The sequence below is a fragment of the Burkholderia sp. 3C genome (assembly GCF_054589155.1).
Genome location: NZ_BAAILN010000066.1, coordinates 279,103 through 291,585 on the forward strand (window position 1 = coordinate 279,103; position 12,483 = coordinate 291,585).

At 68.6% G+C, this 12,483-nt stretch carries 12 protein-coding genes; 5 read left to right on the forward strand and 7 right to left on the reverse strand.

The genetic code is table 11. The features are described from left to right. Positions 1-112: 112 nt before the first annotated feature. The 3 genes from egtD to ACYP33_RS11575 all read right to left on the reverse strand — a co-directional run bounded on the left by egtD (position 113) and on the right by ACYP33_RS11575 (position 2,887). A complete protein-coding gene (egtD, locus tag ACYP33_RS11565; protein ID WP_414446748.1) occupies positions 113-1,108 on the reverse strand; it encodes an L-histidine N(alpha)-methyltransferase in 996 nt (331 codons plus the stop codon). Then, entirely contained in the window at positions 1,092-2,357 is a 1,266-nt protein-coding gene (egtB, locus tag ACYP33_RS11570) for an ergothioneine biosynthesis protein EgtB (RefSeq protein ID WP_459621729.1), read from the reverse strand. Before egtB ends, egtD begins: the two co-directional genes overlap by 17 nt. Before the next feature lie 146 nt (positions 2,358-2,503). Then, positions 2,504-2,887 (reverse strand): DUF427 domain-containing protein, encoded by a 384-nt coding sequence (locus ACYP33_RS11575; protein WP_459621731.1) that lies wholly within the window; start codon positions 2,885-2,887, stop codon positions 2,504-2,506. Positions 2,888-3,356: 469 nt separating this feature from the next. Between ACYP33_RS11575 and alr the strand changes: the two genes are divergently transcribed. The 3 genes from alr to ACYP33_RS11590 all read left to right on the forward strand — a co-directional run bounded on the left by alr (position 3,357) and on the right by ACYP33_RS11590 (position 5,511). After that, positions 3,357-4,487 (forward strand): alanine racemase, encoded by a 1,131-nt coding sequence (gene alr / locus ACYP33_RS11580; protein WP_459621733.1) that lies wholly within the window; start codon positions 3,357-3,359, stop codon positions 4,485-4,487. A 449-nt stretch (positions 4,488-4,936) separates the two neighbouring features. Next, positions 4,937-5,293, forward strand: a complete 357-nt coding sequence (locus ACYP33_RS11585; RefSeq protein WP_414446744.1) for a hypothetical protein — start codon at positions 4,937-4,939, stop codon at positions 5,291-5,293. After that, a complete protein-coding gene (locus ACYP33_RS11590; protein WP_414440008.1) occupies positions 5,293-5,511 on the forward strand; it encodes a hypothetical protein in 219 nt (72 codons plus the stop codon). Before ACYP33_RS11585 ends, ACYP33_RS11590 begins: the two co-directional genes overlap by 1 nt. A gap of 134 nt (positions 5,512-5,645) precedes the next feature. Here the strand turns inward: ACYP33_RS11590 and ACYP33_RS11595 are convergent, their stop codons facing one another. From ACYP33_RS11595 to ACYP33_RS11605, 3 genes are all read right to left on the reverse strand, one after another. Further along, positions 5,646-6,851, reverse strand: coding sequence for a porin (locus ACYP33_RS11595; protein WP_459621735.1), 1,206 nt, complete (start codon positions 6,849-6,851; stop codon positions 5,646-5,648). Between the two features lie 627 nt (positions 6,852-7,478). Further along, on the reverse strand, positions 7,479-9,140 hold the full coding sequence (locus ACYP33_RS11600; protein ID WP_459621737.1) for a rhodanese-related sulfurtransferase: 1,662 nt from the start codon (positions 9,138-9,140) through the stop codon (positions 7,479-7,481). Between the two features lie 67 nt (positions 9,141-9,207). Next, positions 9,208-9,813, reverse strand: a complete 606-nt coding sequence (locus ACYP33_RS11605; RefSeq protein WP_459621739.1) for a cysteine dioxygenase family protein — start codon at positions 9,811-9,813, stop codon at positions 9,208-9,210. A 62-nt stretch (positions 9,814-9,875) separates the two neighbouring features. Between ACYP33_RS11605 and ACYP33_RS11610 the strand changes: the two genes are divergently transcribed. Continuing rightward, positions 9,876-10,787, forward strand: a complete 912-nt coding sequence (locus tag ACYP33_RS11610; RefSeq protein ID WP_414446740.1) for a LysR family transcriptional regulator — start codon at positions 9,876-9,878, stop codon at positions 10,785-10,787. A gap of 44 nt (positions 10,788-10,831) precedes the next feature. On the opposite strand, the gene ACYP33_RS11615 is transcribed toward ACYP33_RS11610, so the two are convergent. After that, positions 10,832-11,038 carry a hypothetical protein gene (locus ACYP33_RS11615; RefSeq protein ID WP_459621740.1) on the reverse strand — a complete coding sequence of 69 codons (207 nt, stop codon included), beginning with the start codon at positions 11,036-11,038 and terminating at the stop codon, positions 10,832-10,834. Between the two features lie 265 nt (positions 11,039-11,303). On the opposite strand from ACYP33_RS11615, the gene ACYP33_RS11620 reads away from it, so the two are divergent. Beyond that, entirely contained in the window at positions 11,304-12,389 is a 1,086-nt protein-coding gene (locus ACYP33_RS11620; RefSeq protein WP_414440014.1) for an LLM class flavin-dependent oxidoreductase, read from the forward strand. The last annotated feature ends 94 nt before the right edge of the window (positions 12,390-12,483 follow it).

Below are 12,483 nucleotides of genomic sequence, written 5' to 3' on the forward strand. Positions count from 1 at the left end.
ATCCCGGAAACTGGCTGCCATCGTAATTCGATCGCACACCGAACGTCAATTCGAATTTACCGGCGCGCCCGACGCAGGCCGAGCGCGCTTCGTTACTTCGGATCTCGAACCGTTACTTCGCCGGGCTGGCCAGCCAGTGCAGGCTGAACAGGCCGGCCGGATCGGTCCACACCGCGCCCGGCACGAAGCCCGCGCGCTCGGCCATCGCGCGGAAGCCGTCTACCGTGAACTTGCGCGAATTCTCGGTATGGATCGTCTCGCCCTCGACGAACTCGAACGCGCGGCCGTTCACGTGCACCGTCTGATCGCGGCGGCTGACCAGATGCATCTCGATGCGTTGCAGGTGCGTGTCGTAGAACGCGCGGTGCGCCCAGTCGGCGAGTTCGAAATCGGCGCCCAGTTCGGCGTTCGCGCGCGCCAGCAGGTTCAGGTTGAACGCCGCCGTCACGCCGGCCGCATCGTTGTAGGCGCGGTTCAGGATTTCGGTGTCCTTCACCAGATCGACGCCGATCAGCAGCCCGCCGCCCGCCAGCAGCGAGGCCGTGCGGCGCAGGAACGTATCGGCTTCGTCGTTCGAAAAATTGCCGATTGTCGAGCCGAAGAAGATGCCCACGCGCCGGTCCGGCACGCGCGCCAGTTCCTGCATCGATTCGGCCTGCAGATAATCGGCCGCGACCGGTTCCACCGCGAGCTCGGGGTAATGGCGGCGCAGCGCGAGCGCCGCGTCGCGCAGGTAGGCGGCGGAGATATCCACCGGCACGTAGCTCGCGGGCGGCTCGCCGGCCAGGCACGCATCGAGCACGAAGCGGATCTTCGACAGCGAGCCGGCGCCGAACTCGATCAGGTTCGCATCGGCGCCGATCGCCGCCGCGATATCGGCCGCGTGCCGTTCGAGGATCGCGTGCTCGGTGCGCGTGGGGTAGTACTCGGGCAGCTCGCAGATCCGGTCGAACAGCGCGGAGCCGGCGGCATCGTAGAAATATTTGGGCGAGATGCTGCGCGGCCGGGTGGCCAGCGCATCGATCAGATCGCGCCCGAACGGGTTGGAGGTGCGGGTGCGGGGGGCCGCTCCCGGATTCGCGCGGAACAGGTCAGAGGTCTCGTACAAGGCGCACTCCTGTGAATTGCCAGCGCGCGGCCGGCGGGAAGAAATTGCGGTAGGTCGGGCGCGCGTGGCCGCGCGGCGTGGCGATGCTGCTGCCGCGCAGCACCTGCTGGCCGACCATGAACTTGCCGTTGTATTCGGACGCGATGCCGGGCAGCGGGCGGAAGCCCGGATACGGGTCGTAGGACGAGCGCGTCCACTGCCACACGTGGCCGAGCATCTGCGCGATGCCGGGCAGGCCGAACGCGGCCTCCCATTCGAATTCGGTCGGCAGGCGCGCACCGGCCCATTCGGCATAGGCCGCCGCCTCGAAGAAGCTCAGTTGCGCGACCGGCGCATCGGGGTCGAGCGGCTGTGCGCCGTCGAGGCCGAAGCCGAGCCAGCCGGCCAGCGGATCGCCGCCCGCCTGCACGCCGTCCTCGCTGCCCGGCTGCGGCTGCCAGTAAGCGGGCGCACACCAGCCCTCGCGCTGCACCGCGGCCCAGCCGTCGGACAGCCACAGCGCGGACGTGCGATAGCCGCCATCGGCCATGAACGCCGCGTAGTCGCGATTCGTGACGAGCCGGTCGGCGATCTCGAACGGCCGCACCAGCGCCTGATGGCGCGGGCCTTCGTTGTCGAATGCGAAGCCGTTGCCGTCGTGGCCGATCTCGACGATGCCGCCCGGATGCGCGAGCCAGCGCGCATCGGCGGGCAGCTCGGGCGCGCCCGTGAGACGCGGCGCGCCGCCGTCGTCGCGATAGGCCGGCCGCAGCGGGTTGACCGAGAACGCATGCAGGATGTCGGTCAGCAACAGCTCCTGATGCTGCTGCTCGTGATTGAGCCCGAGCACGATCTCGGGCGCGATCTCGACCAGCAGCGGCAGGTCCGCGCCGCGCACCAGTTCGAGCAGATGCGCATCGACATGGCGGCGGTAGGCGTGCACCTCGTCGAGCGTGGGCCGCGACAGCATCCCGCGCTGCGGCCGCGCATGACGCGGCCCGAGCGCTTCGTAGTACGAGTTGAACAGGAAGGCATAGCGCGCATCGAACGGCGTATAGCCCGGCAGGCGGCGTTCGAGAATCACGGTCTCGAAGAACCAGGTGGTGTGCGCGAGGTGCCATTTGGTCGGGCTGGCATCGGGCATCGATTGCAGCACCTGATCCTCGGCGCTCAGTGGCGCGGCCAGCGCAACGCTGGCGCGACGGACTTCGCTGAGGTCCTGCTCCAGCGTCGACGCGAGCGTGTGCGCCGTCAGTTCGTTCTTGGTCATCGTGGCGTTCCGGAGAGGGAGAAGTGCCCGGTCGCGCGGGCGAGCGGGCGGGTCGGTCAGGCGGAGGACGCGCGGTCCGCCGGCGCGCCGGTGCACGTCAGTTCGTGCAAGCGGCGGCAACGGTTACGCAATCGTTGAAAAACGGCTCAAGGCGCGATCTCGATCGCGTCGACGCGCTCGGGGTAGAACGCGAAGTGGCCGGAAATGGGGGCCACGGCGTCATAAGGCGCTTCGTACGACCAGATCGCGTTTTCGCCGCGCGGGCCGAGGCCGACGATCGTGTAATACGTGGCCTCGCCCTTGTACGGGCAGTAGCTGGTGTGCGTGCTGCGCACCACGCGCGTGATGTCCACATCGGCGCGCGGCACGTATTGCACGGGTGGATAGTTCGCCTCGCGCAGCGTCAGCGCGCCGTGCGAATCGGCAAGCGGCGCGCCGCCGGCCAGCACGCGCACCTGCGCGCCGGTGGGCGAAACGGTAATCGGATGATCGGGGCCGGGAACCCGGACGGGGCGGTCTGACGAGGACATGGGTCGCTCCTTCAGGGGCATCGCAATGGGATTAATCTCACACTTTACGTCGATTCCGTGAACGTCGTGTGAGGCTGCCGCGGACGCGCCATGGTAGCGATGGATGGCCCATCCGCACCGACGCCGATCCGGCTGCTTCAACGAACTCATTCATGAATCCGCTCGCGAGCCAGCATGCCGCGCGGCGGCCTGCTTGCCCATCGGTCGAGCAACCGATGCCACGCGCTCGATCCGTCCGGAAAATCTCGCAGTTTCCGTTCCTGCAACGGCGCCGGACAAGGCCGTGCCAAGCCCGCCAAACCGGCGCTCTTTACCAAAAAATCCACAAATACATTAAATAAAACTGCCTCAAAGCCAATAAGATGGCGCTCGTCACTGCCAATTCAACGTTACGCGCGATCCAGCGCCGGTCGAAGCCCGATCGAGGCCGCCGCGCCGCGCGTTCAAGCCGAATCCGCCCGAGAACACCATGCCCCGTCCGATCCTGGCCCAGATCCGCCCCGCCGCCGTCCGTCACAACCTCGAAGTCATCCGCCAGCGCGCCGGCGCGGCCCGCGTGTGGGCCGTGGTGAAGGCCAACGCGTACGGCCACGGCATCGAACGCATCTACCCGGCGCTGGCCAGTGCGGACGGCATCGCCCTGCTCGATCTCGACGAGGCCGTGCGCGTGCGCGAGCTGGGCTGGACCAAGCCGGTGCTGCTGCTCGAAGGCGTGTTCGACGCCGCCGACGTGGCCACCGCCGATCGCTACCGTTTGACCGTCTCCGTGCATGGCGACGAACAGCTCGCGCTGCTCGAAGCGGCGCGCCCGTCGCAGCCGATCGACATCCAGTTGAAGATGAATTCCGGCATGAACCGGCTCGGCTTCCGGCCCGAGGCTTACCGCGCGGCCTGGGCGCGCGCGGCGGCCGCGCCGTCGATCGGCCGGATCGCGTTGATGATGCATTTCGCCAATGCCGACGAAGGCCAGGCCGACTGGCAGATGCAGGTGTTCGACGCCGCCACCGAAGGCCTGCCCGGCGAGCGCTCGCTGTCGAATTCCGCCGCGGTGCTCTGGCATCCGGCCGCGCATCGCGACTGGGTGCGCCCCGGCACGATCCTGTACGGCGCGTCGCCCACCGGCATCGCGCGCGACATCGCCGATACCGGCTTGCAGCCGGCCATGTCGTTGAGCAGCAAGCTGATCGGCGTGCAGACCCTCGCGGCCGACGAAACCGTCGGCTACGGCCGCCGCTTCGCCGCCCCGCAAACCATGCGCATCGGCGTGGTGGCCTGCGGTTACGCGGATGGCTACCCGCGCCACGCGCCGACCGGCACGCCGATCGCCGTCGACGGCGTGCGCACGCGCGTGGTGGGCCGCGTGTCGATGGACATGTTGACCGTCGATCTCACGCCCTGCCCCGACGCCAAGGTCGGCTCGCATGTCGAGCTGTGGGGGCAGCAAGTGCACGTGGACGAAGTGGCGGAAGCGTCCGGCACGATCGGCTACGAGCTGATGTGCGCGATCGCGCAGCGCGTGCCGGTGGTGGTCGAGCCGATGAGCGATGCGGTGGCGCACGACGACGCGCAGCCGCTGCGCACCGGCAGCTACGGGCGCTGAGGTTCGGTTGAATATGCGGCTGAATTCCGATTGAATTCCGGCTGCATGCTTGGCGCCATCCCCGTTGCGCCGCTGCGCATCATTGCCCCGCCGGCCCTATCACGGGCCGGCCGCATTGTCCCCCGGCGTCGCGCGCACACGACGGTCTTGCGGCCTGCGCCTCACGGCTCGTCGGGCATCGGGAGAACACCCGCCGCGCCCCGCGCCCGCCGAACCCGCGCCCCGTCTGGGCCGGCAGCCAGCCGTCGGTTCTTCGATCGCCACGCCTTCCGAAATACTGTATATTCATCCAGTCTTTCGGCGCCCGGCCCGCGGTAAAAATCGCCTGTTCGTCCGTACGTCCGTGAGACAATCACGCGCTGGCCGACACCCGCCGCGCGAGGTCACCGCGCAGCGCGCGGGCCAGCCCGGAACCGGGCCTTGCCCATTCCGGCGAACACGGAGAACACATGAAACTGGTTGGATGCGGGTTGCTGTTGCTGGCGGTTGCGTCGCCGGCATTCGCAGGCGACCGCTATGTCGAAATCTGGAACCCGCCCGAATCGCGCGGCGGCGCCCATCGCGATACGCAGGCAGGCCTGCCGAAAGCGACGAAGCACAAGCGCGTCGCGCCGCGCCTGGTGGATGCCGGCGTGCGCCCGCCCGCGCTCGACACCGCGAAGGCCGCCACCAAGCCGCGCGTCGGCGAAGCCGTGGCGCCGCATGCCGCGCCGGGCACCCCCGAAATTCCCCGCCTGTTCACGCCGGACGGCAACGTGCTGCGCGTCGGCGCGCCGGGCGGCGTGCGCGCCCAGGTGCTGCGCTGATGGAAGCCGAAAGCTACCAGGGCTATCAGATCTGGGGACACGCCATCCTCCAGCAGGAAGAAATCATGCAGCCCGACCGCTACGCGGCCAGCGGCACCATCACGCGCAACAACCGCCTCGTCGAAGCATCGAGCGTGCTCGGCGTGTTCGATACCGAAGACGAAGCGCGCCACGCCGGCCTCGATTGGGCTCGCGCCTGGGTCGACAGCCACGGCTGAACGCCACCGCATCGCCCCGCGCCCGTAGCGGCGCACCTTCCCGCCTCCCCAATGCAGAACGGGCAGCCCCGCCAACGCGGATGCTGCCCGTTTCGTCATGTGCGCGACGCCAGGCGCCGCGCACCGGCGGAGGCTTAGAAGCGGTGGATGATACCCACGCCCAAACCGACCATGTTCTTGTTGGTGGCCGGCGTGGAATTGAAACCGTCGCCGATCGATGCCGTGGCGGCGATCACGCGGCCGTTCGACACCGTGTTGCCCGACGCGTGCTGGTAAGCCTCGACCGCGTACAGGCCCGTGCGCTTCGACAGGCTGTAGTACTGCGATGCCGTGACCTGGTGGTAACGCGCCGCGCTGGCGACGCCGTTGGCGAGCGTGGCGGCCGTGTAGCTGTAGCCCACCGCCAGATCCCACACGGCAACCGGCCTGAAATGCAGCACGGCGCCGGCCGTGTTGAAGATCGCCGTGTTGCGGAACGTCGAGTTCGAGCCCGGGATGTACTGCACGTTCGAGTAGGACACCGACACGTCCCACTGCTGCGTGAACTGGTAGCCCGCCGTGACAGCCACGCGCTGCTGCGCCTGCGCCGTGATGTAGCCGTTGTTGATCGCCGAGACGGCTGCCTGCGCGCCGCCGTTCGAGGTGGTGGAGTTCGCGCTCCATGCGCCGCCGCCCGACGCCGCGTTGTTCACGCGCTGGAATGCCGCCGCCACGCCGAGCGGGCCGTTCATGTACTGCACGCCCGCGCTCCAGGTCGAGCCGGCGTTGACGCTGCCCGGCTGGCCGCCGAACGAATACGAACCGCCGAACGTGAAGCCGTAGAACTTCGGCGACATGTAGACGAGCGAGTTGTTCGCGCGGTAGCTGGTGTCGAGCGAATCGATATCGCCCGGGTGCGCGCCGAAATAGCCGGTCAGCCAGGTGGTCGGGCTATACGGCGACAGCAGCGTGTAGTAGGCCGTGTACTGACGGCCGGCCGTCAACGTACCGTACTTCGAATCCGACAGGCCGACGAAGGCCTGACGCGTGAAGATGCCGCCCGAGAATTGCGACGTGCCGTTCGCCGTGTTCACACCCGCTTCCAACGTGAAGACCGCTTTCGTGCCGCCGCCCAGATCTTCCGCACCCTTCAAGCCGAAGCGGCTGCCTGCCCAGACGCCCGTGGACATCTTCACCGACGAATGGCCGCCCGAGGTCTGACCCAGCGCACCGCTGCTGTTCTGGTAAGCCAGGCCGTTATCGACGATCCCGTACAGCGTGACGCTGCTCTGCGCTTGCGCGGCCGTAGCCAGCACTGCAAGACCGATGGCCGTCATGGCAACCGCTACGTTCTTTTTCATTGCTTCTCCATCCTCAAGATTCTTTGGTCTTTTCCCACGGCATGGGCGAGTTCCATGCGGGAGCCATTCTGACCGAGAAGCTGACGATTCAATAACAATCAAATGTACGTCGTAGGCTGTTTGCAACGAGGGAATTCACTAAACGGTTAGCGCTAAGGCGCGCTGCACAAAGCGTTTTTTATTTGAAAGGGCCAGCCTCGAAACCTTTCCCGGCATAAACCCTGATTTACTTTTGGCTTGCTATCGGCCGTAACCCAATTGTCATATTGTGCCGGAGATGCTGCGATGCAATATCCATTGGGATTACGCAAACGCTTAATTTTCAGTACAGGTCGAAAGCGCCAGACATTACATAGCCTTTTCAAAACTCCACAGATGGAACGGAATTCGTAAGACAGCAATGTCGTCATCAGGCGACGGGCGCACGAGGCATCGCCCGGCAGCACGTCAGACGCGTGCCGGGACGATCGGATGGCGTGAAAAGGTACGCCGGGCAAGCCGGAGGTCGAGACGGAAGGCTTGGAACACGCCGCACGGGCAGGCGCGTCATCGGGAACAGCGGCAAGCAGGTCATGCCTGCTTGTGGGCCTGGAACGCGGGCGGTCGCTCGAAAGCGCCGCCCGTTGCTCAGATCACGTTGAAATGATGCGTGCCGTCGCGGCCCAGTTGCTCGACCAGGCCGAACTCCCAATCGAGATAGGCCTGCATCGCGGCCGCCGCGCTCTGGGTGCCTTCGTACGGGCGGCGGTAGCGGTCGGTGCGCGGCGTGGCCAGCCGCGTCTCGCCGGTTTCGAGCGGCAGGCCCGCGTCGATCCAGGCCAGCGTGCCGCCGTCGAGCCGATACACACCCACGTCGGCGGGCAGCAGCGCGCGCAGGTCGGCCGCCGCGAACGCCGCCAGTTGGCCGGTGCCGCAGGTCACCACGTAGCGGCGCGCGGCCGGGATCGCGGCCAGCGCCTCGCGCAACTGCGCGCGGATCGCGAACCACGCGCCCGGCACGTGACGCTTCACGTAGTTCGCGCTGGCCGTCACGTCGAGCACGGCCACCTCGGCATCCGCATCGGCGCCGGCTTCGGCGCGCCAGGCGGCCAGCGTGGCCGGCGCGATACGCTCGACCGGCACGGCCTCGGGCGCGGCTGCGCGCCAGGCGCCTGTGGCCGAGCGTTCGCTGGCTGCCACCGGCTCCACCACGCGCACGTCCCAGCCCATCTGCGCAAGCCAGGATGCGCTCATGTCGGCGCGCACGCCGTCGTCGTCGGCCAGCACGATGCGCGCGCCGCGCACCGACGCGTGATGATCGGTTTCCTGCACGAGCTGGCCGCCCGGCGCGTTCGCGAAGCCTGGCAGGTGCCCGGCCGCGTATTCCTCGGGCGTGCGCACGTCGAGCCGGTACACGGTGCGGCGGCCATCCTCCGCAAGCGCGTCCACCTCGGCGGCCGCGATGCGCGTCACGCCGGCCTTCGCGGCCACCTCGCGCGCGTTGCGGCGGGCCGCCTCGCGGTTCGCTTCGGACACCTCGTCGGGAAAGCGCCGGGCCGCGCCATGGTCGAGCGTCTGCCCGGCCAGCAGCCAGCCGATCGTGCCGTTGCGCAGCGCCGCCACCGGGTTCGGCAGCCCCGCGTTGACCAGCGATTGCGTGCCGATGATGCTGCGCGTGCGGCCCGCGCAATTGACGATCACGCGCGTGGCCGGGTCCGGCGCGAGTTCGCGCACGCGCAGCACCAGCTCGGCGCCGGGCACGCTGGTGGCGGTCGGGATGCTCATGGTCTGGTATTCGTCGAAGCGGCGCGCATCGACGATCACCACGTCGGCCTGCGTGTCGATCAGCGCCTGCACTTCCTGCGCCGACAGCGACGGCGTGTGCCGCTTCGATTCCACGTATTCGCCGAACGATTTGCTCGGCACGTTCACGTCGATGAACAGTTCGCCGCCCGCCGCGCGCCACGCGTCGAGGCCGCCTTCGAGCAGATGCACATGCGTATAGCCGAGCGCGGCCAGCACGTGCGCCGCGCGCGGCGCGAGATCCACGCCGCCCGCCTCGCCATACAGCACCACGCGCGTGTCGCGGCGCGGAATGCGCGTCCAGGCCTCGAGTTCGAGCTTCGACAGCGGCAGGTTGGCGGCCCACAGCGGGTGGCCCTGCGCGTAGGGATCTTCCTCGCGCAGATCGACGAACGCGAGTTCGTCACGCGCGAGCAGCGCGGCGCGCACCTCGGCGACGGTCGACACGGGAAACGCGGCAGCGGCGGAATCGGCAAGCACGAAGGAAGGCACGACGGAATCGGACATGGTGACTGGGAATCGATGAAGAAGAAAAAGTGAAGCCGCGATCAGGCCGTGAAAAGTGATGCCGCGCTCAGGCCGCGGCGGGCAACGTATAGCCTGACACGAAGCGCTTGCGCGTGCCGTCCTCGCGATACACGGCGCGTTCGACCGCGCCGATGTCGGCGCCGTACACATGGATGCTGATCGAGACGCGATCGTCGTACACGTTGCTGACGCGATGGATGTCGCCCAGCGACGGCGACACCGCCTCGACCTGCCCCGGGGAGAGCCGCACCGGCTCGCCGTGAAGCGAGGGTGTACCGTCGGCGGCCAATGCATAGGGCTGCGAATATTCCGCACCCCTCAGCATGCCGATCAGCCCCCACACGGTGTGATCGTGGATCGGCGTGGTCTGCCCCGGCCCCCACACGAAGCTGACCACCGAGAAGCGCCCGGCCGGATCGCGATGCAGCAGGAACTGCTGGTAGCGCTCGGGATCGGGCTGCGCGAACGCCTCGGGCAGCCAGTCGTCGCGCGCCACCAGGTCGGCCAGCAGCGCGCCGCCGGCCTGCACCACGCGCGCCTCGTCGGGACGCGTGTCAAGCAGCCGCGAGAACGCGGCGACGAATTCGGCCAGCGGCGGCGCGGCGCGCTGCGCTTGCTCCGCGGCGGTTTGATGCAAGGAAAACGCACTCATCGGGGACCTCTTGGAATATGATTCATGCTCATAACCCTGAACACATTGCATGCAAAAGTAACATGAAAATCGGTGATATCGATGCTTTCGCGGCGGTGGTGCGCTGCCAGTCGCTGAGTCACGCGGCGCACGAACTCGGCATCACCCAGCCGGCCATCACGCGGCGCGTGCAGAACCTCGAGGAAGCGCTCGGCGTCGAGCTGCTCGACCGCAACACCAAGCCGCCGCGGCCGACCGACCTGGGCCGCCGCGTGCACGACCAGTGCCGCGCGGTGCTGCGCGAAGTGGATGCGCTGCGCGAGATGGTGCGCGCCACCCAGCCGCCGGCCGGCACGTTCCGGCTGGGCCTCACCCACGGCATCGGCGAGCTGCTGCTGCCGGGGCTGGTGGCGATGCTGCGCGCGCGCTGGCCATCGCTCGCGCCGCGCGTCGAAACCGGCTGGGCCGGCCCGCTGCTCGACCGGCTCGCGCTCGGCGAACTCGACGCCGCGCTGGTGTTCGCGGCACGCGACACGGCGCTGCCGCCGCGCGTCACGGCCGAACGGCTGTGCGCCACGCGGCTGGTGGTGGTGGCCGCACGCGGCGCGTGCCCGAAACGCTGCCGGCTTGCCGACCTGCATGCGCGCGGCTGGATCCTGAACCCCGATGGCTGCGGCTTTCGCGCGAGCCTCAAGCGCGCGCTCGATGCGCAGCGCCTGCCGGTCAACATCGCGCTCGACGCGTTCAGCCGCGACGTGCAACTGCAAGCCGTGGTGGACGGTTTCGGGCTCGGCCTCGTGCCGCTGCCGCTGCTCGATACCAGCCCGCTGCGCGACGCGCTGGAAGTCGTCAACGTCAGCGATTTCCGGCCGTCGATCGATCTGTGGCTCGCGCAGCGCGAGGGCGTCGAGCGGCTGGCCGCACCGGCGCAGGCCGTGGCCGGCGCGGCGCGCGAACGCTTCGCGGCGCTCGGCGTGGAGGATGCGGCGGCCTGATGCCGTCCGATGCCTGCCGATACCGATACGCCGCTGCATCTGCCTCAACCCCGCTTTCCCTTCATCCTTCCCACCGGCTCGCGCGGCGCGATGTGCGCGAGCGCGAAGCGGCTGCATTCGGCCAGCGCCAGCGTCGCCACATCACCCCGATCCGACCAACCAACGCGATCGGCACGATCGATGAAACCATCCAACGCGCCAGCGCAAACGGGCCGGACGCGCACGCGCCCGGCCGCGAAAGGCTCGGTCAATCAACTCGCCATCAGCTCGCCGCTCCTGATCACGCGCGCGTTCGCGAGCCATTCTCCAGCAACCAATCGACCCACAGCCTAAGCTCCCCGCACGCCCGCGCAAACCATGCAAATTTGATATTCATTGCGCAAATAATTATTTACGTCTTGCATGATCCCGACGCTAATCTGGCCGCCATGTTCCGGCTGGGGCCGCCGTTCGCGCCGCCGCCGGCCTCGTCATCCCGCCCGCACCCCACCGGGCCGTCCGCATCGGAGCACCGCGATGAGCGTCGAATTCATCGGCATGATCACCAGCCAGAAGCAATCCGAGATCCACCCGCCGTCGGGCAACGCGGTCGATCGCGACTACGTGCGCGCCTTCGCGCAGGCCCACGAGCAGGCCGGCTTCGACCGGATCCTGGTGCCGCATCATTCGACCGGCCCGTCGGCCACGCTGACGGTGTCGTACGCGGCGGCCGTGACCGAGCGCGTGAACTTCATGCTCGCGCACCGCCCCGGCTTCACCGCGCCGACGCTGGCCGCGCGCCAGATCGCCACGCTCGACCAGTTCAGCGGCGGCCGGCTCGGCGTGCACTTCATCTCGGGCGGCTCGGACAGCGAGCAGCAGCGCGACGGCGATTTCCTCGAACACGACGAACGCTACGCACGCACCGACGAATACCTGGGCATCCTGCGCCGCATCTGGACGGAAGACCGCCCGTTCGATCACGACGGCAAGTTCTATCAGTTCCGCCAGGGCTTCTCGGAAGTGAAGCCGGCGCAGAAGCCGCACGTGCCGATCTATTTCGGCGGCGCGTCGCCTGCGGCGCTGGAGGTGGCGGCCAAGCATGCGGACGTCTACGCGCTGTGGGGCGAATCGCTCGACCAGGTGCGCGACCTGACCGGCCGCGTGCGCGCCGCCGCGGCCGCGCAAGGCCGCTCGGTGCGCTTCTCGGTGTCGTTCCGGCCGATCCTGGCCGCCACCGAAGACGCCGCCTGGGCGCGCGCGAGCCGCATCCTCGACGAAACGCGCCGGCTGCGCGAGGCCGCCGGCCTCGGCGTGGGCGGCCCGCAGCAGAGCGAAGGCGCGCGGCGCCTGCTGGCCGCCGCCGAACGCGGCCCGCGCGTCGACAAGCGGCTCTGGACCGAGATCGCGCAACTGAGCGGCGGCCGCTCGAACTCGACCGCGCTGGTCGGCACGCCCGAACAGGTGGCCGATGCGCTGGCCGACTACTACGACATCGGCGTCACGACCTTCCTGATTCGCGGCTTCGACCCGCTCGACGACGCCATCGATTACGGCCGCGAGCTACTGCCGCGCACGCGCGCGCTGATCGCCGAACGCCAGCAACGCCGCGCCGCGGCCTGAGCCCGGCCCCGCTTCGAACGCACGCGCCCCCAAGCCCGACGCCCGTAGTCAAACCCTCGCAACGCCGGCCGCCGCCGCGCTTTCCCGCGCGCGG